Here is a 22,256-nt window from a genome sequence, read left to right as displayed (position 1 = left end):
AAGAGTTAACAGGGAATAGTTACCAGTTAGCAGCCGCATTTACCAATTATTAGTTAGCAGTTAAGACAATTAGGGAGTTAAGCTAATTGAGAAAGTTAGGTAGCGAAGGTAATTAAAAAATTAGCTAACAATAAAAAATCTTAGTAAGCGAGACGCTTGCAGTACAAAAATGTAATTTGCAAATCATTTAATTTGCTGAAATGAGCTTATGAAATTACAAAAAACTACTTGGATTTTATTAATTTTCGCCCTAAGTTTAGGTGGTTTTGTCTATTTTTATGAAATCAAAGGAGCGGAAAAGCGAGCAGAAATTCAGGAAGAACAAAAGAGAATTTTTGCTTTCGATAAAGAACAAATTCAAAGTTTTACTATTGAAAAAAATAGCGAAATGCTTGAATTTGAACGCACTGAAGATGAATTAAATCCTTGGCAAATGAAGCAACCAGAAAACGTTACTGCTTCTGATGCGGCGGTATCTTTTTTATTAGATTTAATCGCTGGAGGGAAAAGCGAAAAAGTTTTTTCTGTTCCTACTAATCAACTCCAAGATTACGGACTAGATCGACCTTTTGCCACGGTGAATATTCAACTAAAAAATAACGAAAGTCACCAAATAATTTTAGGTAATCCTAACTTCGATAATAAGTTTCTCTACGCGCAAACCGATCCGCAAAGTAATCCCGAAGAAGAGTTAGAAGTCTTGTTAGTCCCGATTGATTTTCAATACGGTGTAGAAAGAGAGTTATCTGAGTGGAAACAAGAATCAGAAATTCCGGAAGAAACTTCCGAAGAAGATTTAGAAGAAGCAAATTAATCTTGTTAAGATTAGTTGGGATTTGTCCTGGAGTTAGGAGATTTTTCCATTTTTACGATAAGCTAAAGATAACCCGATCATTAGCAAAAACTCAGATATGAAAATAATCTACGATCCTCAAGTAGATGTTTTAAGCATTCAGTTTAACGATCTACTTACACTCAGAAGTGAAAAAGAAAAAGACGATCTAATTTTTGATTACGATAAAGATGGTAATCTTGTTAAGTTAGAAATTCTCAATGCTTCCCAACGAATTACTAATCCCCAAACTATTGAATATTCTGTTAAAAACTTGGGACAAGCAAATCAACATTCTCTCTCACTAGAACAACGTAAAGATTTCCTCAAACTTCCTCTGGAAGAACGTCGGCGCATTCTTGCACAACAAGCAACAGACATGGTAACTCATTACCAACAAAACGTAGAATGGAAAGAATTTTTACTGGGTGACATTATTGACTACTAATCGTTTTCCTATTCCTAAACGTAGTGAAATCTGGCTAGTTAACTTTGATCCTACTGTCGGAAGTGAAATTAAAAAAACACGCCCTGCAATTATAGTAAGTTCGGATGCGGCAGGTCAACTGCCGATCAAGCTTATTGCCCCGATTACAGACTGGAAAGATTACTTTGGTAGAAATTTCTGGCACGTTAGAATAGAAGCAAATGCTAATAATGGTTTAAAGAAAGTATCGGCTGTCGATACGTTGCAATTACGAGGAATAGATAGTCAAAGATTTATCCGTAAATTAAGAAAAGCTTCGGAAGAAAAAATGGCAGAAATAATCTTGGCAATTATGATTCTTGTTGAGTATCAAGAAAACGGAATGTAAACCAACTATTTTAAGTAGTTTGCTGGAAACATAACTTTAAGTAAAGTGTTAAATAAATCTTAAAGCTACTCTGATATAGTTAAGGTATCACTCAAATCAGCTAAAAAGATTTCAGTCAGTTATGGATTTAGGTCTAAAAGGTAAGAAAGCAATTGTTTGTGCATCGAGTAGAGGGCTGGGAAAAGCCTGTGCAATGTCTTTAGCGCGAGAAGGAGTTTCAGTAATAATTAATGGTCGTAATCAAAAGAGTTTACACGAAACAGCAGCCGAAATTCGGGAAGAAACAGGTAGTTTAGTAATTCCTGTAATTGGGGATGTTTCAACAACTGAAGGACAAAAAGCTCTCCTTGCGGCTTGTCCTACTCCAGATATTTTAATTAACAATACTAGCTGTCCTCCGATGGGGAATTTTCGAGATTGGAACCAAGAAGACTGGATTAATGCGGCGCTGATTAATATGATTGGTCCAATTGAAATGATTAAAGGAACTATTGATGGGATGATTGAACGAAAGTTTGGTCGGATTGTTAATATTACTTCAAGGGCTACGAAAATGACTCTTGAGGGATTGGGTTTGTCTAGTGCAGCGAGAGCAGGTTTAACTGCTTTTGTGGCTAATCTTGCTCGCAAAAGTATTCGTTATAATGTGACGATTAATAATCTTTTACCTGGTTCTTTTAATACAGCTAGTTTCCAGAGGTTTATGAAATTTTCTGCTCAGGAAAAAGGTGTAACTACAGAACAAGAAATCTGCCAACGTTTTGCTCAAATTCCGGCTGGCAGATTTGGGACTCCGAGAGAACTTGGAGATGCTTGTGCATTTTTGTGTAGTAGCCAGATGGGATATGTTACAGGTCAAAATTTGCTGCTTGACGGAGGCACATATCCGGGGATTTTTTAATTAATAGGCTCATTATTTAATAAGAGATTTGGCAATTAGACAATTAATTTAAGAATTGATCAATTTAGCGTTTAATTCGTGTTTAATTCGATTGAGAATTGAGGTTTCATCGAGGGAGTCAAGGATACGTTTGACGACGGCTTTGGGTCCGTCGGGTCCCCAAGATGCGCCTTGGGCGAGATAAGTTTTCGTTATTTGTCCGATCGCGTAAGCTGATACTCCCGCAACTCCTGCTTGAGTAATCGCAACGGAAATGTAGGGTGCGAGGGAAACTCCTACCGTAGCAGGGACGGAAATGCCTAAAATACCTTTGAGGGAACTTAAACCGAGGTTGGCTAAGAGTTCGCTGACACTAATCCCACCCATACTGAAAGCGATTTTTTGCAAAAGTGCGATCGCGCCCGGTTGGGTCATGGGAATGCCATATAATTTGGATAAGCCGAGAATCATTACCAAATCGACGATCGCCCCAGTAAACAAGTCAAAAGCTGTCACCGGATTCAACGCAATAACTACAGCTTTCGTCATCACCGCTTTATTAATCAACTCATTCGCTGCGCGATCGCGAATGCTCATCTTCCTTTTTACCACCTCTTCATTAACTTCGTCAGCATAAAGCATTGTATTCAAAGCCACCAAAGATTTACCTTCTCGGTGCAAAATCTCCAAAATCTTCAGCTTTAAATCCTCAACCTGGGCTTTTCCGCGACGACGCTGACGAATAATGCTACCATCAGCCTTTTTCTGGGCTTGCAAAACCAACGGCGAAGCAGCTACCATGACAATATCCTCTGGATGTAACAACTCGCGCACCCGTTCGTCGCGAATTTTACGATAAATTAACTCGCGATCGGCTTCCGGATATTGGTCGATTTTGTTAAATATCAGTAACATCGGTTTCCCGACTTCCCGCAACTGAGACAAAGCATCATGTTCTACTTTTGTCAAGTCACCAGCAATAATAAATAAAATTAAATCTGCTTGTTTCGCAATTCGCCGCGCCAAAATTTCGCGAGTTTCGCCATCCACCTCATCAATACCCGGAGTATCCACCAGTTGAATCTGGGAATTGCCCACTCCAGGCAAAGCAACGCGCAGAACCTCCTTATCGCCCGATCCGACATTTTCCGTCGCTAAGTGCCATTTAGCGCTATCTATGGTGCGAGTCACGCCATGTAAAGCACCCGTTTCAAACACATCCTGACCCAAAAGCGCATTCAGAACCGAAGACTTACCCCGTCCCACCATACCAAAAGCAGCGATCGTTACCACCGAATTATCCAACTTATCCAGCATCGCTGCGAGATCCTCAATTTCGATCTCCAAACCCGCTTTTTCCCTCGAAGAGAGGTCAAGACGCTGAACCAAACCCCGCAGCGAATCTTGCGCTTGCTTATAGTTTAGCTCACCTTGGATCTCCTCAAAACTGAGAATTGCGCGATCGAACTCTTCGACGTTCCAACCTTCATAATCTACAGAATCAGACAAAGATATACCTCCGATGCTAGATGTCTACCTTTATTTTCGATTCTAAGCAAAAGTTTGTTCATTTGTAGCAAATTATTAGGTTATCTAAGAATTATTACGCCAAGTAAAAATAATTTCTTCATCAGCTTGTCTAAACTCAATATTAAATCGATCGAAGACAACTTCCCGTCCTAATAGTAATTGTTCTACTGCCAAATTTTGTTGTAACCAGGCTACAGGAGCAATAAAATCATATCCATCAATATTCATTTCCACATTCCGTAACACATATTCTACAGTTCCCCCAATAGTTTCGGCAAATAAAGTAGATTCGGCATCAGCTAAAGCATAACCTAACTCTTGACCAAGTTTATAAGAAATCAAACTGAGTTCTGCACCAGAATCTACTAACATTGATGCTGTAACTTCAAATTCGTTATGTTTCAGTTTAACCTGATAATTAGGAATCCAATCCTGGCGAACAACTGTACGAAATTTGATTGGTAAAATATGTACAGAAGCAGTAGATTTAGGAAGAAAATAAATAGCAAAATGTTCTCCTGAAGCTTTAGCAATTTCTAAAACTGAGCTTAAATCTTCACTATGAGCAATTAAGCCATTTTCATTGTAAGCAATATATTGATTTCGATATAACTCTCTTAAATTACGGTAGTTTTTGTTAAACCATTTGAGCATAGCACGATTTTGTTCTCGTGAGAGGTCGCCACTCATTGATAATTACTCCAAATTCATGATTAATTAGCGAGAATTTCGCGAATTCTAGCTCGGAATAAACGCACCGTCGCTCTTTGTCCGAGGTTTTGACTTTGCTCAATTAAAGCAGGTATTTCGGCAATTGGTAAAAAAGGAAAAGCCAGACTTTCTTGAGCAAGTTCGTACTTACCTTCACTTAAAATATAAACTTCTAAATTACTTTCGTTGTAGCGCCAAACTTCCGGAACACCCAAAGCAGCATAAACAGATAATTTGTTAATCGAAGAGTTAGTATAATCTGATTCTATCGCTAAATCTGGCGGCGGATCGGTGAGTAAATTAATTGATTGCTTACCTCTAACTTGCGCTTCATTTTGAATATAAAAACAAGAATCTGGTTCAATTGCACGAGCAAGATCGTCTCGTTCTAAAGTTAACGCACCAGCTTTAAGAATTTCAATTTCTAACTCATCTACTGTCGCTTCGATAAAGCTTTCTAGGAGTCCTTTGGGTACTTCATGAGGTAAACTTGGCATTCTCAGTTCTAATACACCTTGGTCATAGGTAATTCTCCAAGCGCGATTTTCTCCCACATCAGAGAGTAACATTTTATAAGTGTGCCAGGAAACGCCTTTTAACTGAATGGCGTTTTGATTTTGGTTCGGAGTTGATGTTATTGTCACCATAGTAAGACAATTTAATTGAGAAATAAATTTAATTTTCTTTGTAGTAAAAAAATTAATTAATAACCATTATTGACTAGCGATAATTTCGCGAATTCTGGCTCGGAATAAACGCACCGTCGCTCTTTGTCCGAGGTTTTGACTTTGCTCAATTAAAGCAGGTATTTCGGCAATTGGTAAAAAAGGAAAAGCCAGACTTTCTTGAGCAAGTTCGTACTTACCTTCACTTAAAATATAAACTTCTAAATTACTTTCGTTGTAACGCCAGACTTCCGGAACACCCAAAGCAGCATAAACAGATAATTTGTTAATCGAAGAGTTAGTATAATCTGATTCTATCGCTAAATCTGGCGGCGGATCGGTGAGTAAATTAATTGATTGCTTACCTCTAACTTGCGCTTCATTTTGAATATAAAAACAAGAATCTGGCTCAATTGCACGAGCAAGATCGTCTCGTTCTAAAGTTAACGCACCCAAGCTTCTCAGTTCTATTTCTAGCTCATCAACAATAGCTTCAATAAAACTTTCTATTAGTCGTTTCGGTTCTTCATGTTGAGGAAGTGGCATTCTCAGTTCTAACACACCTTGGTCATAGGTAATTCTCCAAGCGCGATTTTCACCAACATCAGAGAGTAACATTTGATAAGTTTGCCAGGAAACGCCTTGCAATGCGATGGCTGCGCCGACTTTAGGGTACGCATTTTGACTTGGGTTCGCAGTTGATGTTGTTGTCACGATAGGGATTGAGATAATTCACAACTTGATTAAATTGTAGTCCTGGAACTGAAGCGACAGGAATTTTCTGGTAGTGAATGATGCTGTTAACCACACAAACAACGCTTATTTTTGTTATCGTGATCCAACAGAACAGATCGAAATCAGGGCGATAGTGAGTTCTAAATATCTTCCCGAAACAACTGCTTACGTTCGCATTACCCAACATTCTTGGAATCACGGGAAAATCGAAGGCGAAGTAAGAGCCGCTACCTACGAATGGCAATTTCAATGGCGTTTCCGTCAAGGACAGTTGTTGATTCAGCCTTCGTTAGGACGTGCTTTGATTCTCGAACCTTTGTCTCGTTTTTTGGAGCGGTGCGACTACCAATTAGAGCCAGGAGGCGATTATGAGTTTACTCTCAGAGCTAATTTATGATCTAATTCCTCGTTCCCTGGCTCCGCCGGGGAATGCTATCCAGAGGCTCCGCCTCCAGTTATTTTTAGATAGTCTCGGAAATTGTTTTTCCCAGATTGATTAAAGTTCGTTGAAAATGTTGAGCGCGATCGCGTTATTCTACCAATCTTATTTTGGCATAGTTGCACTGTTGTTGTAACGGGCAATTCTGACAGCAAGGGCGAGATGCAGTGCAGGTTGCTGCCCCGAAGTCGATTAAAGTTAGATTCCAGGAATCGACGTTTGTTTTGGGGGCGAGGATTTCTGCGATTCCCCAAAGTACCTTGCAGCGAGATTTTACCCGATTTCCTTTGATACCGAAAAAACGCTCGATGATTCTGGCAACATTTGTGTCGAGGATTGCTAGGGGTTGTTTGAAGGCATTAGTGCAGATGGAACGGGCTGTATATTTGCCTACTCCGGGAAGTTCTAACAGTTCGGCTTCGGTAGCCGGGATTTTTCCGTCGTGCTTTTCGAGAATCATTTGACAAGCGCGATGGAGTCGTTCGGCTCGAAAATGAAGACCCAGAGGGGTTAGAAGTCTGGCTATTTCTTCTATTTTTGCTGTGGCGATCGCTTTTGGGGAAGGATATCGAGCGAGAAAGGTTTCGTAGATTTTTTCGGTAGTAGTCGCGTCAGTTTTTTGTAGCAGCAGTTCGGCGATGAAAATGGCGTAGGGGTCGGCAGTACGCCGCCAGTGAAAGTCGCGAAAGTTGGCAATAGACCAGGTTTGAAGCTGGCTGCGAAACCACTGGACTTGCTTTTCGGGGAGTGCGGGAATCTCGTTTTGTAGAGGATAATTTGCAGTTTTCATGAAGCGTTTGTCTGTTTTTTTAAGATAGGTCGATTAAGCTTTTGTCGTTATTATAAGAAGTAGTACGCAGCCATTCTAGAAGTTTGGGTTCTAAAGTTTCTGCCTCTTTTAATTTTTGCAAATCTTCATTCTGCTTTGCTATCTCTCGAAGTGTAAATGGATGATTTGATATCTCTTCAATTTCCTCTTCCCAGGATTTTTGTAACCAATCTGGATCGGTAATTTCTTTGTCAATATCGAGAAATCCAAAGATTGTATCTCCTACAACTTCTATGACTTTAAAGATATCTTCTACATTATTCTTACTAAGACAAGCTTTTAATGTCTTTGAAATCGCTACTATTGCTAAATGTGATTCGGCACTATACCGCGATTCTAGAACGTAATCGCTAGGAACTATCGCTTTTTCACAATCTGTTAGTAGTAACTGAATTGTTTCTTTTTTAGTTACTTTACCCTCTAAAATATGCCAAACTTCATCTAGAGCAGTTCTAAGAGGAGATGGGTTTCCTTGACCTTCCTCTCTTGTAAAAATATAGCAATTTGGCAGTAACCGCTCGCAACAAGATGCAGCAAAAGCAATTCGATGGAGAGGTGAAAGCTTTTCAATTTCTACTTTTAAAGATTTGATTCTGTCAGAATACAGTCCCATACTGTCATTGTCGCCAATACTCTTGACTTTTAATGAAAAATATGATAAAGGAGCGCTAGAAGAGTTGGCTTTGCAGGTAACGTTCGATGAGTAGGATAGCGACAATATCGTCTACGGGGCGTGGTGGTAGCCGCATTCCTTGGGGGATGAGACGTTGGAGTAATCCGGGAGGATACATTTGCCAGTAGCGATCGCGTGCTTCTAAGGTACTATTATGTTCGTCTACCATTGCGATCGCCAGATCAATTTCGGCTTCTAGTTGCTTTTTCCAGCTTTTCGCCGTTGTGCGATCGCCCATGACTAAGATTTCAATCGGAAATTCTCTTAATTTTGCTAAGATTGTCGCGATCGCACTCTCGGCAGTTACTACTTCATGGTAATACAGTTGACGGTCAAATCCCATCACTGCAATTCCGCATTTATCTCTTCCTGGATCGAAACCTAAAAGCATTTTTTGGTTAATTGGGTATTGGGGACTGGGGACTGGTGATTGGGGACTGGGGACTGGTGATTGGGGACTGGGGACTGGGGAGGTGGTGACTGGTGATTGGGGACTGGGGACTGGGGAGGTGGTGACTGGGTAAACTATTCGGCATTTTAATCAAAATATCGGTAATTGCGAAGTTGTAGTGCGACCATCTTGGTCGCTATTTCTCTCCAATTTCGATCTCCTATTCCCAATTCTCCCAACCCCCAATCCCCAATCCCTAATCCCCAATCCCCATTAAGTTTGAAACACAATTTCGCCATTTTGTAAAGCGACTAAACGCATTTTCAATGGACCAGAAGCGTAAGTTGGTTCCGATGCGATCGCTTTAATCTCATCAAGTGGTTCTTCATATTTATTCACTTGCTCGATAAAAGTAATCAGTTCGGAAACACTACCATCAGCAACTTGAATATCGCCTAGTATACCTGCACCACGAGCGCGAAAGCTAGAGGTAGCTAAAAGTAAATCTACTCGCTGTTGGACTTCCTCTTTAGTCATTGTAATTGGGTCGATGGGAACTGTGGCAATTTCTGAACCAGCATCGAAAATTTTTTGATTAATAACTACATCCGCAAACACTCTTACTTGGGTTTCTCCTTCTAAATAATTACCTGCGGAAACAATTTGCACGACATAATTTTGACCGTCTTCAATTTTCGCGATTGCTTGTTCGACTTGGAGAGGTGTAATTGTTACTACTCGTTGGTCATTTTCGGGCAAATTAGTGGCGCGAATTGCCGTATTATTGGCTTGACGTAAAAGCTTTTCTAAGGCGGTTCTTCCTGTATAAGCATCAACATTTGTAATGACACCATAGGAAAGAACTTGACCGCGAACAAGGGCTAAATTTCCTTCGCGAAGTGCTTGATAATTTTCATAATATTCCTCTAAGCCAATTAGTTCTTGTTGTAGCAATGCTAATTGTTTTTCTAACTCAACTAAGCGGGAGGAACGCGCTTGCAAAATTCGATCTCGATTCGCGATCGCCAAATCAAGTACCGCGATCGCTTCATCTCGTCGATCGATTTCTTTCTGTAACTGACTTTGCTGTTTTTCCAGTTCAATTTCTAATTCTTTGAGACGAGTTTCTCGTTGTGACAAAGCTTGATTTTGTTGTGCGATCGCGCGATCGAGGGTATCAATTTGATTATCACGTTTATTAATTTCTGCGATCAGAATATTGCGTTGTCTTTGTATTTGTGCTAAGCGACTTTCTTGTTCGACAAGTTTCTCCTGTTGGGCTGCAACTTGTTGCTGTTGAGTTTCGATGCGCTGTTGTTGTTCAGTAATTATCTCACGTCCCTGAGCCAATTCGCGATCGCGTTCTTCCACCTGCGCTTGCAACTGAGCAATTTGTTGTTGTAACTCGTTTCTTTGAGCAATTAATTCTTGCTTAGAAGTTAACAGCGAATTAATTTCTTGACGTAACTCATCAGCTTGTGCAGAAAACTCTTGTAATTGAGCTTGAGCTTCCTGAAATTTGAGATTAATTTCATCAAGACGTTGTTGAGCTTCAGCTTGCTCCTTTCTTGCTTCGGCTAATTCATCTTCTACGCGCTCTTTTTGCTCTTTTACAGTTACTAATTCCGCCTCTACTTCATCCAACTCTCGTTGCACGCGACGACGTTTTTTGAGAATATCGTCGAGTTGAAAAACACCCTTGCGTAAAGACTCACTTGTCGCGAATAAAATCCCTAGAGTCGAAGCAGCGATCGATACTCCAGTAACTATTGTCACCAGAATTGCCGTTTGCTTGGGGCGGAGATTAAATAACCGCAGCCGTGCTTTACCGACTTTCGTCCCCAAGCGATCGCCCAATGCAGCCAGTAAGCCTCCCAATAATAAAACTGCTGCAATCAGGACATAAGCGCTCGTCATTTCTAATCTACTCGCCCTCTGGTACTAGCTGATAGCTTATCGCGTTTCCAGCTTTTAATCACGAAAAACCAGTTTTCTCGGTTTCGGCTGAAACCACCTTCCCTGTTAACTAAGTGTTTCTCGATCGGGAAAACTGGATAATTTCCAGCCAGTGGTTTTAGATTCATAACCTAAAACAGAACAATAAGAACTTAACTCTTTTTTCCTAATTCTACACTTATTCAGCCAACATTTATGGCAAGAATGGCAAACAATTCTTGTCGGACGAATTGCTTCATCTAGCTTTTCATCTTGCTCCTTTGCTCCTTCAAGGAAGGTTTCAAATACTAGCATTGCTTTCCGGGAAATTCTTTGTTATTCTAGGACAGAATAGACCCAAATAGCTGAAAAATAAGCTCGATTCATCTCGCCGCTAAATTACGCGATTATTGGGCGAGCTTTCTCGCTCCAGATTAGGTAAGAAACAGCGATCGCTCCGAGAAAGAGGAAATGTTCTATGTATTTAGTTACTGGTGCAACTGGCTCAATTGGACGACGAGTAGTGCGATTGTTACGGGAGCGAGAATTGCCCGTACGAGCTTTTGTGCGTCTTAGCTCTCGTTACGAGGAATTAGAAGAGCGCGGCGCGCAAACCTTTATCGGCGATCTGCGCGAAGATAAAGACATCGAGAAAGCTACCCAAGGAGTTGAGTATATCATCAGCGCCCACGGTTCCGATGGAGATGCTCAAGCACTGGACTACAGAGCTAATATTGAGTTAATCGATCGCGCGATCGCCAATAAAGTTAAGCATTTTGTCTTTATTTCTGTATTAGGAGCAGATCGAGGTTACGAAGATGCTCCCACTTTTAAAGCGAAACGAGAAGTAGAAAAATATTTGAGCAAGAGTGGTTTAAATTATACAATTCTGCGACCTTCTGGATTAGCGGATAATTTGCTCTCGGCGGCGGAAAGATTCCGCGACACAGGCATTTATTTGTTAGTTGGCGATCGCCGCAATCGCTCTTCTATCGTCAGTACAGACGATTTAGCAAAAATTACTGTTGATTCAGTAACAATTGAAAAAGCCAAAAACAAAATTTTCCCAGTCGGGGGACCCGATATTCTCAAACGGGAAGACATTCCGCAAATTTTCTCGCGCATCTTCAACAAAGAACCAATTATTATCAATCCACCACTGTTGGTAGTTGATGGTGTGCGTACGGGGTTAGGATTTTTGAATCCGAAAGCGCAAAAACAATTAGGTACATTTCGGACATTATTAGCAAATGAATTTTTTTGCACGCCAGCAGAAATTGCTAATCTGGAATCGATTTATAAAATTCAGATGGAATCATTAGAAAGTTTTCTACGGCGTTATTTGGCTAGTTGAAGAGAGGACTAAACTCCTCACTACGAACGGTTTTCTACGGCGTTATTTGGCTAGTTGAAGAGGGGACTAAACTCCTGAGTACGAAGGGTTTTCTACGGCGTTATTTGGCTAGTTGAAGAGAGGACTAAAGTCCTCACTACGAACTGAATTATGCTTAAGTTGCGAGTATTCTTTTCGCTTCTTCAGCGACTTGTTCAACTTCGTCCTTAGCCAGTTTTTCTAGGGCTAATTTCGCTTCTTCACCGCCTAAACGACCGAGGGCTTGGACTACACGATAGCGTATTTGCCAATCTGAGTCAGTAGCAAAAGGAATCAACAGAGGAATAGCACGGGGATCGCCTAATTCTCCTAAAGAACCGATCGCAGAAGTTTGAATCAAATTATTGTCTGACTCTAAAGCTTCTTTCAGCAAATCAAAGCCACGGGGATCGCCCATTTCACCTAAAGCAGCAATAATACTGAATTTCACCAGCCATTCTGAAGATTGATAGTAAACTTGCTTTAAGTCGTTGAAAGCCTCAGTCAGCTTGAGCGCGCCGATCGCATCTGCGGCTGCTGCTTGAACATCAGGTTCCGAATCATTCAAGAGGCGATCGCGTAAAATTTGCCAAGATTTCTCTAAATTTTCTTGTCCTAATGTATCCATTTGACTCGCGGCTGAGTAGCGCACGCGAGCGTTTTTGTCAAGGATTAAAGGCTGGATCATCTCAAAAGCGATCGCGCGATCGAGTTGACGTAATTGATTAACTCCAGTTAAGCGATCGCCAAAATCATCGGAATTAAGCAATTGTTGAACTGATTCAGGAGTAAGATTCATTACAGGTAATTTATTCATGGCTATGGTCGATCGTCGTTAGTAACTAATAACTAACGACAAACAATCGATCCGTTATTATTGTCATTCACTAGCCATCGCTCGGACAATATCCCCACGGGTGATAATTCCTACCACTTTACCTTCGTTATCTACTACTGGTAAGCGGCGAATTTCTTTCTCATGGAGTAATTGAGCAGCTTCTCGTAGCGATTTATCTGGTTTAATGGTAATGGGCTTATCGCTCATCACTTCCTCAACAGTTTGCCCCAAAGCCTTGTGAATATCTTTGTCATAACGGGCAGGATTTTGCAAATAAATTACACTATCAAGAAACATGATATAGGGTGGCGTATCTACACCTTTTTCCTGCCACATCAAGTCAGTTTCCGAGATTACGCCGACTAATTTACCAGCTTCATTAACCACAGGCAAGCCGCTAATCCGTTTTTCGGCAATCAGTTTAATTGCTTCCTTCAGAGGTGTTTGCGGCTGCACTGTAACAGGATTGGGAGTCATTATATCGGCAACAGATTTAGACATATTTAGCGATAAAATCGTAGGTTACTGGATTTATTCTAGAAAATTGCTTGTCTCAAAGTGAACGAATGTTGAGATTGTTATCCCCAGGTGGGGAAATAATTCCCTCGCTCAAAAGAAAGATTGACATTAATTAAGTAGCGCTGTATATGCTTTAGGGAAAAGTATTTTAGATTCAAGGGTAGTATAGATGAATCGCTTATTCGCAGTGTTAATTTGTGGTTTAGTGGGTGGAACAGCCACGGTAGCTGACATATCAGTAGCTTCAACGACAGAAGAAAAAGTCTCTAACGAGTTGCAACTCGCCCAAACAGGAGAAATCGCCGGACAATGTCGTCAAGCGACGAGAGTGACGGATATTTATTTATCTCCCTCGTTGAGTAGTGGTGTGGTCTACACTTTGCAAGAGAATGAGACAGTGGTTCTCAAAGATAATGGCGCAAACGGCTGGATTTTAGTAAGTTCGCCCGTGGGAGGTTATGCGATCGCCCGACATCTGACTTTGTGCGATAATAACCAAGCACAAAGCTTTCCTACTCCCAGAGCAACGACTACAACTAGACCGATTGCTACCAGAGAGACTAATCGCGTCCCGAGACAAGTTAATTCCTGTCGCGTAGCTTTAGTTAATTTAGCAGTTCGCCCTCAACCTTTAGAAGGAGCAATTCCCGCCCAAGGTTCGGTGAAAGCAGGTCAAACAATGACCATTACAGGCGTTACTGAACAAGGTGGTGAGGGACGCACTTGGTATCAAATTTCTGCTCCCAGCAGAGGTTGGATTTCTGGTCAAAGAGCAGGAGGTAGCAATATTGATTTTTGTTATTAGTTCCTCAGCATTTGGCAATAAGTTTGCAGAATCCTGATACAGTTAGCGATCGCGCCGAGATGGGCAATTTCGTAACCGTGAGTGTTTTCGGTGGGAAAGCTTAAGCAAGCAGCGCGAGCGACATGACCGAATTTCATCGCAATGGAAGCATCGCTCCCAAAACCGCTAATTGCCGCAAATTGTAGTCCCGTCTCGGCTTTTTCTGCTGCTTGTTGTAATTCTCGATTCAAACCTTCGTCGTAAATGCCATAGCTATCTTGTGATAATAACACTGGTTCGCTTCCTGGTTGAATTGGATACTCGGAAGATAAAGGGCAAATTTCTAAAGCAATTAACGCATCTAAAGGTTGATTTTGGGTAAAATATAAAGCCCCAATTGCACCAACTTCTTCTTTCGCAGAAGCAACTAAATAAACATCAACTGCTGGTTGTTTAATTGCTTCAGCAAGAGCTAATAAAATTGCCACGGAAGCTTTATTATCCAAAGTATAGCTACCGATATAATCTCCCAAACGAATTGGTTTTTTCCGATGTTTTCCCACCACAACTCGACTTCCAGGACGAACTCCGGCGGTGGCTAATTCGTCAGGAGTAAGTTTCGTTTCTACCCAAACATTTTCCCAACGTAAAGCAACATCTTCTTGTTGTTCTTTCTGCGGAGATTCGTGGGAAACGTGACGCGAACCAAAAGAAAGTATGCCGCTAATTGTTTGCTTGCCGCCGAGAATATCGACCACTCCTTCGCCATAAATCCAGGGAAAAGAACCGCCTAATTTACGAATAGATAAACAGCCTTCAAGGTCGATACTTTTGACAATAGCACCAATTTCGTCTTTGTGTCCGGTAATCGCGATCGCATCAGCATCATTACTACTTTCACCTGGAATTTTCGCAATGATATTTCCAGCGCGATCCTGCCAAGTTTCCACTCCCAAAGCCGAAAATTTTTTTAGCAGTAACTCGTCAATTTCCTTCTCCACACCGCTTGGAGAATGATGTAGCACCAATTCTTCTATCGTTTCAAACAGGCGATCGTAATTTAACATTTAGAGTGCGAGCATCTTGCTCGCTGATTTATTTTTCTACTTTCTATTTCCCGAAAATCAGCGTTCGTAGTGAGCGCTTTAGCGCTCTTTCATTTCACTCCTAAAAAACCGGGAAATTTCCCAAAAAATCAGCGCTCGTAGTAAGCGCTTTAGCGCTCTTTCATTTCACTCCTAAAAAACCGGGAAATTTCCCAAAAAATCAGCGCTCGTAGTAAGCGCTTTAGCGCTCTTTCATTTCACTCCTAAAAAACCGGGAAATTTCCCCAAAAATCAGCGTTCGTAGTAAGCGCTTTAGCGCTCTTTCATCCCAGAAAAAACCGAAAAATATTCAATTTATTTCACTCCTAAAAAAATCAACGCTAAAACCCAACTACGAACTGTACTATTAATTTGTACTGACATCCGCCGCCGAAATTCCCTCACCTTGATAGCCAAAATACCACAAAGCTGTAGCAGCTTCGGCACGAGTAACGGGTTTTTGAGGTTGAAACAAAGTAGTGTAACCAAACACCCGTCTCACGTTTGCTTGTTCGCCATTTTGAAAATCCGCGAGTAGCGATCGCTGCACTTTTGGATCGATTTTCGCTGCATCTTGGAAACCCCAGGTTTTCTCAATTGCCTCTATCGAAGCTGTAGGTAAGCCGGAACGACTATCTAACGGTACTTTCCAAGCAATCAATGCTTCCCTGGTTAGCGGTGCATTCGGGCGAAATTGCACGGCTACACCATCTCCCGTCAATCGAGAGGGAATAATCCCTGCTTCTGCTAAACCTTGAATTTCCGGAAAACCAGGATCTGAGGTAGGAACGTCTGCAAATGCAGGTTGATTAACCGTACTACTCAAACGCACTTGTTTACCGGGATTATTCTGATAAAAAAGATTGTTAGCTTTAACTAACCATTCGACATATTCGCGGCGCGTAATTGTTTTATTTGGTTCAAAGTTTCCGTCGAGATCGAAAACACCTAAATTAGCTAAATCTTGGATATATTTTTGAGTTATTTCGGGGATTTGTTCTAAGTCAGTAAACTCACTTTCTGTGGTGGTATTTTCCGCTTCTGGTTCCGGATTTTCTGTCTCTGCTGTTGCCACATTTGTTCCTTGCTGATACTCCAGCGCAAAAGTTGTCGCCCCTTCTGCTTCTGAGGAAGATTCACTTGTCGGTGAAGCAACTGCAACTTTTACCTGTAACTCACCCTGACGCGCGATCGCCGTTTTTTCATCGCTATTATTCGCAGCCGTAAATTCTTGAACAATCTCCCAATTATCCGACTGAAATTGTTCTTGATAAAACTGTTCGATTTCGTTACTAGGAGCGGCAGAAGCCCAAAGAATTTGGACTTTCCCCAACGTATCTTCTGACTTAACATTGAGTATTTTTGCCTGGGGATAAAGAGGAATTTGTTGCGGAAAATCATCCGGTAGTTTAGTTGTACTTTGGGTGGGTCGATCGGTTTCCGGAGAACTAGCAATAACTGGTTGGTTTTCTTTTAACTGCGGATCGGCAGCAAACCATTTTTCTGCATCTCCACCGCTACAACTACTCAAGGAAGCTAAAACAATTGCTCCCAGAGTCAAACGAACAATCAAAAATCGATTTAGCAGCACGTTCACTATTACCAAGCTCTTATCTCTAGCCTAGCGCATTGGCGTTTGTAATTGGGATTAAGTTTTCTTTGACTATTATTTAATTATAGCAATCTTTATTGCAATCTTGAAGGTTAATTTCTTTCAATCCCTTGTCTTGCACTTTTCGGGCGAGTAACCGAAACTGAATGGCGATCGGGCATAATTTGCGAACCATATTTTCGAGCATAAACTTGGGTAAATTCAGCGCCGAAGAAAAGAATTTGTGCCGAATAATACACCCAAGCCAAAATAATAATTACCGAACCAGCCGCACCGTAAGTTGAAGCAAAACTTCCTCTGCCTAAATACAAACCAATTATATATTTACCGAGAGTAAATAACAAAGCAGTAATAATTGCACCAATTCTGACATCGCTCCATTTAATTTTCACATCAGGTAGGTATTTATAAATTAGCGCAAACAAAAGTGTAATTACGCCAAAAGAAACTATTATATTGATAAATTGCCCCATAAATTCAAAGCCTGTTAGTAAACTTTGCGGATAATTACTCAAAGCAGATATAGCCGCACTAATCACCAAAGATACTAACAGCAAAAAACCGATTCCTAAAACCATTGCAAAAGACAAAATTCGCTTTCTCACGAAATTAGTAATACCCCGCCCCGGTTTAGCTTTAACATTCCAAACAGTATTGAGCGAATCTTGTAATTCGGCAAATACGCCTGAAGCACCAAATAAAAGTAAAATAATGCTAAAAAATGAGGCAACATTTTTAAGATCGGGTTGGTTAGCATTTTCAATGGCGGTTTCAATTACCTCTGCACCAGCTTCACCAACTAACCCTTGAATTTGCCCGACAATTTCGCCTCTAGCGGCTTCTGCACCAAAAATCGAACCCGCGATCGCCACGGCGATAATTACCACTGGTGCGAGAGAAAACACGGTATAATAGGCTAAAGCTGCTGCTAGCCTGGAGGCTTTATCTTTTTGCCATTCACTGAATGCTTCTTTTAATAGTCCGAAAATATTTTTTGGACTCATTATTCTTTCCCTATACTTTTTTGACTATACTTTGATTGCACCCCATTTTCTTAAGATAAATTTGTCTGGTTCCGAGCGAAAAAATTAGCTAATTTTCGGGTTAAATTTCCCCAATTTGATTCACTTAGCTCAATCACAAAATTTGCTCTAAGTTTTCAGCGATCGCGGTGCATTCCTTGTTTTGCCCTTTCTGCTTCAGTTACGCGCATCGAATGTTCGTCAGGAACAATTTGCGAACCATATCTTCTCGCATATACTTGAGTAAATTCTGCACCGAAAAAGAGAATTTGGGCTGAATAGTAAACCCAAGCTAAAACAATTACTAACGAACCAGCCGCACCGTAAGTTGAGCCAAAACTACCTCTACCTAAATATGCTCCTAAAATAAATTTACCAATGGTAAATAGTAAAGAAGTGATTGCCGCACCAATCCAAACATCACTCCATTGAATTTTTACATCGGGAAGATATTTATAAAGTAACGCAAAGAGAAAGGTAATAATTGCAAAAGAAAGCAAAAAATTGAGAATTTGCCAGAGAAGATCTATGCCGGGAACTAATTCGCTCAGATAAGTGCTTAAACCAGCTAAAGCCGCATTAACTATGAGAGATACCATTAATAAAAAACCAATTCCTAGCACCGCAGAGAAAGATAATAACCGCTTTCTAATAAAATTCTTTATCCCTCGTCCCGGTTTAGGTTTAACTTCCCAAACAGTATTAAGTGCATCTTGAAGTTGAGCAAAAACACCAGAAGCACCAAACAAAAGCACGATTATACTAATTAAAGAAGCCGTATTACGCAAATCGGGTTGATTAGCATTTTCGATCGCTGTTTGAATTACTTCTGCGCCATTTTGTCCGACTAAACCTTGAATTTGTCCGACAATTTCGCCTCTAGCAGCTTCTTCGCCGAAAATTGCGCCCGCGATCGCGATCGCAATAATTAACAAGGGTGCTAACGAGAAAACCGTATAATAAGCTAAAGCTGCCGCCAGTCGCGGTGTTTTATCTTCCTGCCACTCTTGAAATGTTTCCTTAAGTAGCTCAAATATAGTTTTAATCTTCACTTGCCACCTTTTCCACTAGCTGTTGGCGATCGCCTCACAGCGATCGATCGCTCTCAACTTTAGTTTCCGATGGCTCGGTTTTGTCTGACAACAGCCAAAAGTTAGAATTTGTCTAAACAGCCATTGATAGTGTTTTCAAACGAGACCTGAACATACTACGAAGTAGAGACGTTGCTGACAACGTCTCTACAACCGATCACTTTTTACGCTGCCAAAATGAACTAACACTAACCAAACCAAAAGCGAGTAAACTCAAAACAGAAGTTGGTTCGGGAACTGGTGTGGGGTCAGTGGGGTCAGTTGGTTCAGAAGAAATTATATCGTGTAAACCTGCTAAGTAAACCAAATCTGTATCCAAAGAACCCGTAGGATATTCGCTTCCATTTGCTGTATTTAGCAAGGCAAAACCATCTTCATAACCCGCATCTCCAGCAAATAAAACATTACCTTCTCCGGAAGGATCGTCAACTTTATCTGCACCATTAGCAGCTTCCGAGTTAAACAAATTAGTAATGCGAATAGCGGAAATTAACGCATCGCTATCCAAGCCAAAATCATCGAAGTCGAAAGCTGTCGCGAGAACGCCATTTGGTTGATCGAAACTATCGAAAAATTCGTAACGTTTGTTCGTCCATTCATTAGTTAAAGTGTTAAATACTGAGACACTAAAACCTTCTGGAGAAGTAGCGCTACCAGCTTCATAAATGACAAAATCTTCGCCATCGAAGTTAGGTAACAGTAGTCCTCCCCAACTTAGTTCGATGGTTGCGCGGTCAACATTTGGTAATGCTTCAGTGCTATTCGAGTCAGGAAAGGGTACAGAAGTAGCACTCGGACCACCAGATTCAAATCCTAACAATTGACCGATACTTTTACTAGGATCGAAGCTAGATCCAGGATTAAATGCAGTTCGGAAACCGAGGTCAAAAGCTAAATCACCTTCAACTACTTCTGCGGTAGTGACGGTATTAGCTTCGTCCCAAGTATAACCGCCCACGGTGAAACTAGCTGCCCGAGCCGACTCAGAGATTGCTAGTCCTAAGAGAGTTAAACCAGTGACAGTTACCGAAAACTGGACTAAGTTTTTGGCTGTGCGAAATACACTCATAGATATTGAACTCCGAAAACGAGGTAAATGCTGAATTACAAGCTGATTGCTGCTTACCTAGATCGTTTTTTTGAGATAAGTACAGCTTATTAATTAGATATTAAATACACAAAAAATTTTCTATTTACAGATTTTTGTCAGTAAATTTGCTGATTTACCCAAACAACTATATAAATTAACTTAAAATAAAGACTAGTTTGATGAAGTTTTGATGAAGATTGCCGAGAGGAAGCGGGCGATCGCGCGCACCACAAACTTTGGTAAGCTGAGAAAGCTGAGGTGCTAAGTGCGAAATCCTATGCCTGCAAATACATTGACTGCCAAACCAAGTTTTCCCCTGACGGCTGTAGTGGGACAAGAAGCGATCAAACTCGCTTTGTTGTTAGCCGCAATCGATCCCGGATTGGGAGGAGTAGCGATCGCTGGTCGTCGCGGTACGGCAAAATCAGTAATGGCGCGGGCGATCCATTCTTTGTTACCGCCGATTGAAGTTGTCTGTGAGTCGCCTTTTAACTGTTCGGTGGCAGAATGGGAACAGGAAAGGGCGCAGTTGTCAAGAGATGGTACGCAAAATGGTTCTAGCGCTACTACCGAACCACCAACTTACTCCACGGAAATTATTCCCGCCCCTTTCGTCCAAGTACCCCTCGGAGTCACCGAAGACCGACTTTTAGGTTCCGTAGATGTCGAAAAATCGGTTCAACAAGGCGAATCGGTCTTTCAACCAGGATTGTTAGCCCAAGCCCATCGAGGCGTTTTGTATGTCGATGAAATTAACCTCCTCGACGACCAAATCGCCAATCAATTGCTAACTGTACTTACCGAGGGACGCAACCGTATTGAAAGAGAAGGGATTAGCATCGAACATCCCTGCAAACCTTTACTTATCGCTACCTACAACCCCGAAGAAGGTCCCCTGCGAGAACATTTACTCGACAGAATTGCTATTACCCTCTCGGCTGATGGCATTTTATCTTTAGATCGGCGAGTCCAAGCAGTGACGCAAGCGATCGAATTTGCTACCTCGGCTCAAGACTTCCTCCGCAAGTATGATGAAGAAATTGACGACCTGAGAACCCAAATTATCTTAGCTAGAGAATGGCTCAAAGATGTCCAAATTAACCGAGAACAAATTAGCTATTTAGTCCAAGAAGCCATTCGTGGTGGCGTACAAGGACATCGGGCTGAATTATTTGCGGTGCGAGTAGCGAAAGCAGCCGCAGCTTTAGAAGGACGCAACAGCGTTAACGCGGAAGATTTACGCAGAGCAGTAGAATTGGTAATCGTGCCGCGCTCCACCCTCATCGAAACGCCTCCAGAGGAGCCGCCACCGCCGCCACCACCGCCTCCCCAAGAGGAAGAACCTCAAAATGAGTCTGAACAAGAACAAGACGAGCAAGAAGAGGAAAATAATGAGGAGCCGGAACAAGAACCGCCGGGAATTCCTGAAGAATTTGTCTTTGATTCGGAAGGGGTAATTCTCGATCCCAGCGTGTTGTATTTCGCGCAAATGGCGAAACGCCAAGGAAAATCAGGCAGTCGCAGCATTATTTTCTCGGAAGATCGGGGACGTTACGTGAAGCCGATGTTACCGAAAGGCAAAGTACGCCGAATCGCCGTGGATGCTACGTTACGCGCGGCTGCACCTTATCAGAAAGCACGTCGTCAGCGTTATCCAAATCGCCAGGTGATTGTGGAAACGGGTGATATTCGCTCAAAACGCCTAGCCAGAAAAGCCGGGGCGTTGATTATCTTTGTGGTGGATGCTTCGGGTTCGATGGCGTTAAATCGGATGCAGTCAGCCAAAGGCGCTGTTTTGCGCTTACTTACCGAAGCTTACGAAAATCGCGACATGGTGGCGTTAATTCCCTTTCGGGGGGAACAAGCGGAAGTTTTGTTACCTCCAACTCGTTCGATTACAATGGCGCGATCGCGTTTGGAAAAAATGCCTTGTGGAGGCGGTTCACCTCTCGCACACGGACTTTCCAGTGCAGTTCACGTCGGGACAAATGCTCAAATGTCGGGAGATATCGGTCAAGTTGTCATTGTCGCGATTACTGATGGACGCGGTAATATTCCCTTAGCTCGTTCTCTCGGCGATGTTGACACGCTCCCAGAAGGAGAGAAACCGGATATCAAAGGAGAATTGTTAGACATTGCGGCGAGAATTCGGGCTTTAGGAATGCAAATGTTAGTCATCGACACCGAAAATAAGTTCGTGTCTACGGGCTTTGCGAAAGAATTGGCAAAACAAGCCGGAGGTAAATACTATCATTTACCCAAAGCCACCGATCGCGCGATCGCTGCCATGACCAAAGACGCGATCGCTTCTGTCCGCTAATCTTAAAAGAGGAAAATTCTTCTTCGTGGGAGCATCTTGCTCCCATTATTTTCTAGTTATTAATTCTTTAATGACAAGTAAAATACAA

General features: G+C 41.7%; 24 protein-coding genes. 8 read left to right on the top strand and 16 right to left on the bottom strand.

The annotated features are described in order from the left end of the window. The first annotated feature begins 208 nt into the window (after window positions 1-208). The 4 genes from G3T18_RS10725 to G3T18_RS10710 all read left to right on the top strand — a co-directional run bounded on the left by G3T18_RS10725 (window position 209) and on the right by G3T18_RS10710 (window position 2,548). Entirely contained in the window at window positions 209-814 is a 606-nt protein-coding gene (locus tag G3T18_RS10725) for a DUF4340 domain-containing protein (protein WP_224410550.1), read from the top strand. Between the two features lie 97 nt (window positions 815-911). Beyond that, a complete protein-coding gene (locus G3T18_RS10720; protein ID WP_224410549.1) occupies window positions 912-1,280 on the top strand; it encodes a DUF2283 domain-containing protein in 369 nt (122 codons plus the stop codon). Further along, window positions 1,270-1,647: a type II toxin-antitoxin system PemK/MazF family toxin gene (locus G3T18_RS10715; protein WP_224410548.1), complete on the top strand. Its 378-nt coding sequence runs from the start codon at window positions 1,270-1,272 to the stop codon at window positions 1,645-1,647. The genes G3T18_RS10720 and G3T18_RS10715 overlap by 11 nt, the downstream gene beginning before the upstream one ends. 121 nt (window positions 1,648-1,768) lie before the next feature. Next, window positions 1,769-2,548, top strand: a complete 780-nt coding sequence (locus G3T18_RS10710) for an SDR family oxidoreductase (protein WP_224410547.1) — start codon at window positions 1,769-1,771, stop codon at window positions 2,546-2,548. A 48-nt stretch (window positions 2,549-2,596) separates the two neighbouring features. On the opposite strand, the gene G3T18_RS10705 is transcribed toward G3T18_RS10710, so the two are convergent. The 4 genes from G3T18_RS10705 to G3T18_RS10690 form a co-directional block, all read right to left on the bottom strand. Continuing rightward, window positions 2,597-4,036, bottom strand: a complete 1,440-nt coding sequence (locus tag G3T18_RS10705; RefSeq protein WP_224410546.1) for a GTP-binding protein — start codon at window positions 4,034-4,036, stop codon at window positions 2,597-2,599. An 84-nt stretch (window positions 4,037-4,120) separates the two neighbouring features. Beyond that, on the bottom strand, window positions 4,121-4,747 hold the full coding sequence (locus G3T18_RS10700; RefSeq protein ID WP_224410545.1) for a retropepsin-like domain-containing protein: 627 nt from the start codon (window positions 4,745-4,747) through the stop codon (window positions 4,121-4,123). Between the two features lie 23 nt (window positions 4,748-4,770). Then, the gene (locus G3T18_RS10695) at window positions 4,771-5,415 is read right to left on the bottom strand and encodes a Uma2 family endonuclease (RefSeq protein ID WP_224410544.1); all 645 of its coding nucleotides are present in this window, start codon (window positions 5,413-5,415) and stop codon (window positions 4,771-4,773) included. 66 nt (window positions 5,416-5,481) lie between these two features. After that, entirely contained in the window at window positions 5,482-6,147 is a 666-nt protein-coding gene (locus G3T18_RS10690; RefSeq protein WP_224410543.1) for a Uma2 family endonuclease, read from the bottom strand. Between the two features lie 154 nt (window positions 6,148-6,301). Here G3T18_RS10690 and G3T18_RS10685 point away from each other — a divergent pair, with 154 nt between their 5' ends. Then, complete coding sequence (locus G3T18_RS10685) at window positions 6,302-6,565, top strand: DUF3146 family protein (protein ID WP_224410542.1); 264 nt, start codon at window positions 6,302-6,304, stop codon at window positions 6,563-6,565. A gap of 133 nt (window positions 6,566-6,698) precedes the next feature. Here the strand turns inward: G3T18_RS10685 and G3T18_RS10680 are convergent, their stop codons facing one another. The 5 genes from G3T18_RS10680 to G3T18_RS10660 all read right to left on the bottom strand — a co-directional run bounded on the left by G3T18_RS10680 (window position 6,699) and on the right by G3T18_RS10660 (window position 10,750). After that, a complete protein-coding gene (locus G3T18_RS10680) occupies window positions 6,699-7,397 on the bottom strand; it encodes an HhH-GPD family protein (protein ID WP_224410541.1) in 699 nt (232 codons plus the stop codon). 19 nt (window positions 7,398-7,416) lie between these two features. Then, a complete protein-coding gene (locus tag G3T18_RS10675; protein ID WP_224410540.1) occupies window positions 7,417-8,154 on the bottom strand; it encodes a DUF416 family protein in 738 nt (245 codons plus the stop codon). Further along, complete coding sequence (locus G3T18_RS10670) at window positions 8,105-8,500, bottom strand: RuvC family protein (protein WP_224410539.1); 396 nt, start codon at window positions 8,498-8,500, stop codon at window positions 8,105-8,107. Before G3T18_RS10670 ends, G3T18_RS10675 begins: the two co-directional genes overlap by 50 nt. Before the next feature lie 273 nt (window positions 8,501-8,773). After that, entirely contained in the window at window positions 8,774-10,417 is a 1,644-nt protein-coding gene (locus G3T18_RS10665; RefSeq protein WP_224410538.1) for a DUF3084 domain-containing protein, read from the bottom strand. 105 nt (window positions 10,418-10,522) lie between these two features. Beyond that, window positions 10,523-10,750 (bottom strand): hypothetical protein, encoded by a 228-nt coding sequence (locus tag G3T18_RS10660; RefSeq protein ID WP_224410537.1) that lies wholly within the window; start codon window positions 10,748-10,750, stop codon window positions 10,523-10,525. A gap of 163 nt (window positions 10,751-10,913) precedes the next feature. Between G3T18_RS10660 and G3T18_RS10655 the strand changes: the two genes are divergently transcribed. Further along, the gene (locus tag G3T18_RS10655; protein WP_224410536.1) at window positions 10,914-11,789 is read left to right on the top strand and encodes an SDR family oxidoreductase; all 876 of its coding nucleotides are present in this window, start codon (window positions 10,914-10,916) and stop codon (window positions 11,787-11,789) included. Between the two features lie 154 nt (window positions 11,790-11,943). Here G3T18_RS10655 and nblB read toward each other — a convergent pair whose 3' ends face one another. After that, window positions 11,944-12,606 carry a phycobilisome degradation protein NblB gene (gene nblB, locus G3T18_RS10650; RefSeq protein ID WP_224410588.1) on the bottom strand — a complete coding sequence of 221 codons (663 nt, stop codon included), beginning with the start codon at window positions 12,604-12,606 and terminating at the stop codon, window positions 11,944-11,946. A gap of 81 nt (window positions 12,607-12,687) precedes the next feature. Beyond that, window positions 12,688-13,146 carry a CBS domain-containing protein gene (locus G3T18_RS10645; RefSeq protein ID WP_224410535.1) on the bottom strand — a complete coding sequence of 153 codons (459 nt, stop codon included), beginning with the start codon at window positions 13,144-13,146 and terminating at the stop codon, window positions 12,688-12,690. A 187-nt stretch (window positions 13,147-13,333) separates the two neighbouring features. On the opposite strand from G3T18_RS10645, the gene G3T18_RS10640 reads away from it, so the two are divergent. Beyond that, window positions 13,334-13,969 carry a hypothetical protein gene (locus G3T18_RS10640; protein ID WP_224410534.1) on the top strand — a complete coding sequence of 212 codons (636 nt, stop codon included), beginning with the start codon at window positions 13,334-13,336 and terminating at the stop codon, window positions 13,967-13,969. On the opposite strand, the gene G3T18_RS10635 is transcribed toward G3T18_RS10640, so the two are convergent. From G3T18_RS10635 to G3T18_RS10615, 5 genes are all read right to left on the bottom strand, one after another. Continuing rightward, entirely contained in the window at window positions 13,966-15,015 is a 1,050-nt protein-coding gene (locus tag G3T18_RS10635; RefSeq protein WP_224410533.1) for a M42 family metallopeptidase, read from the bottom strand. The genes G3T18_RS10640 and G3T18_RS10635 overlap by 4 nt on opposite strands. A gap of 385 nt (window positions 15,016-15,400) precedes the next feature. Next, window positions 15,401-16,630: an S-layer homology domain-containing protein gene (locus G3T18_RS10630; protein ID WP_224410532.1), complete on the bottom strand. Its 1,230-nt coding sequence runs from the start codon at window positions 16,628-16,630 to the stop codon at window positions 15,401-15,403. Window positions 16,631-16,737: 107 nt separating this feature from the next. Next, window positions 16,738-17,649 carry a YihY/virulence factor BrkB family protein gene (locus G3T18_RS10625; RefSeq protein WP_224410531.1) on the bottom strand — a complete coding sequence of 304 codons (912 nt, stop codon included), beginning with the start codon at window positions 17,647-17,649 and terminating at the stop codon, window positions 16,738-16,740. A 155-nt stretch (window positions 17,650-17,804) separates the two neighbouring features. After that, window positions 17,805-18,719, bottom strand: a complete 915-nt coding sequence (locus tag G3T18_RS10620; protein ID WP_224410530.1) for a YihY/virulence factor BrkB family protein — start codon at window positions 18,717-18,719, stop codon at window positions 17,805-17,807. 196 nt (window positions 18,720-18,915) lie between these two features. Next, window positions 18,916-19,827 (bottom strand): hypothetical protein, encoded by a 912-nt coding sequence (locus G3T18_RS10615; protein WP_224410529.1) that lies wholly within the window; start codon window positions 19,825-19,827, stop codon window positions 18,916-18,918. A gap of 298 nt (window positions 19,828-20,125) precedes the next feature. Here G3T18_RS10615 and bchD point away from each other — a divergent pair, with 298 nt between their 5' ends. Then, entirely contained in the window at window positions 20,126-22,168 is a 2,043-nt protein-coding gene (gene bchD / locus G3T18_RS10610; RefSeq protein WP_224410528.1) for a magnesium chelatase ATPase subunit D, read from the top strand. Window positions 22,169-22,256 lie beyond the last annotated feature (88 nt).

It is taken from the genome of Oscillatoria salina IIICB1 (genome assembly GCF_020144665.1).
Classification (GTDB): domain Bacteria; phylum Cyanobacteriota; class Cyanobacteriia; order Cyanobacteriales; family SIO1D9; genus IIICB1.
Note: the sequence above shows the minus strand (reverse complement) of the source record. Positions and strands in the feature narration are given on the sequence as shown.

Excerpts from the sequence above, each read along its gene's own strand:
- G3T18_RS10695 (WP_224410544.1), bottom strand. The coding sequence starts at position 5,415 with ATGGTGACAATAACATCAACTCCGAACCAAAATCAAAACGCCATTCAG.
- bchD (WP_224410528.1), top strand. The coding sequence starts at position 20,126 with ATGCCTGCAAATACATTGACTGCCAAACCAAGTTTTCCCCTGACGGCT.
- G3T18_RS10660 (WP_224410537.1), bottom strand. The coding sequence starts at position 10,750 with ATGCTAGTATTTGAAACCTTCCTTGAAGGAGCAAAGGAGCAAGATGAA.
- G3T18_RS10625 (WP_224410531.1), bottom strand. The coding sequence starts at position 17,649 with ATGAGTCCAAAAAATATTTTCGGACTATTAAAAGAAGCATTCAGTGAA.
- G3T18_RS10710 (WP_224410547.1), top strand. The coding sequence starts at position 1,769 with ATGGATTTAGGTCTAAAAGGTAAGAAAGCAATTGTTTGTGCATCGAGT.
- G3T18_RS10725 (WP_224410550.1), top strand. The coding sequence starts at position 209 with ATGAAATTACAAAAAACTACTTGGATTTTATTAATTTTCGCCCTAAGT.
- G3T18_RS10720 (WP_224410549.1), top strand. The coding sequence starts at position 912 with ATGAAAATAATCTACGATCCTCAAGTAGATGTTTTAAGCATTCAGTTT.
- G3T18_RS10655 (WP_224410536.1), top strand. The coding sequence starts at position 10,914 with ATGTATTTAGTTACTGGTGCAACTGGCTCAATTGGACGACGAGTAGTG.
- G3T18_RS10680 (WP_224410541.1), bottom strand. The coding sequence starts at position 7,397 with ATGAAAACTGCAAATTATCCTCTACAAAACGAGATTCCCGCACTCCCC.
- G3T18_RS10615 (WP_224410529.1), bottom strand. The coding sequence starts at position 19,827 with ATGAGTGTATTTCGCACAGCCAAAAACTTAGTCCAGTTTTCGGTAACT.
- G3T18_RS10700 (WP_224410545.1), bottom strand. The coding sequence starts at position 4,747 with ATGAGTGGCGACCTCTCACGAGAACAAAATCGTGCTATGCTCAAATGG.
- G3T18_RS10635 (WP_224410533.1), bottom strand. The coding sequence starts at position 15,015 with ATGTTAAATTACGATCGCCTGTTTGAAACGATAGAAGAATTGGTGCTA.
- nblB (WP_224410588.1), bottom strand. The coding sequence starts at position 12,606 with ATGAATCTTACTCCTGAATCAGTTCAACAATTGCTTAATTCCGATGAT.
- G3T18_RS10665 (WP_224410538.1), bottom strand. The coding sequence starts at position 10,417 with ATGACGAGCGCTTATGTCCTGATTGCAGCAGTTTTATTATTGGGAGGC.
- G3T18_RS10645 (WP_224410535.1), bottom strand. The coding sequence starts at position 13,146 with ATGTCTAAATCTGTTGCCGATATAATGACTCCCAATCCTGTTACAGTG.
- G3T18_RS10670 (WP_224410539.1), bottom strand. The coding sequence starts at position 8,500 with ATGCTTTTAGGTTTCGATCCAGGAAGAGATAAATGCGGAATTGCAGTG.
- G3T18_RS10640 (WP_224410534.1), top strand. The coding sequence starts at position 13,334 with ATGAATCGCTTATTCGCAGTGTTAATTTGTGGTTTAGTGGGTGGAACA.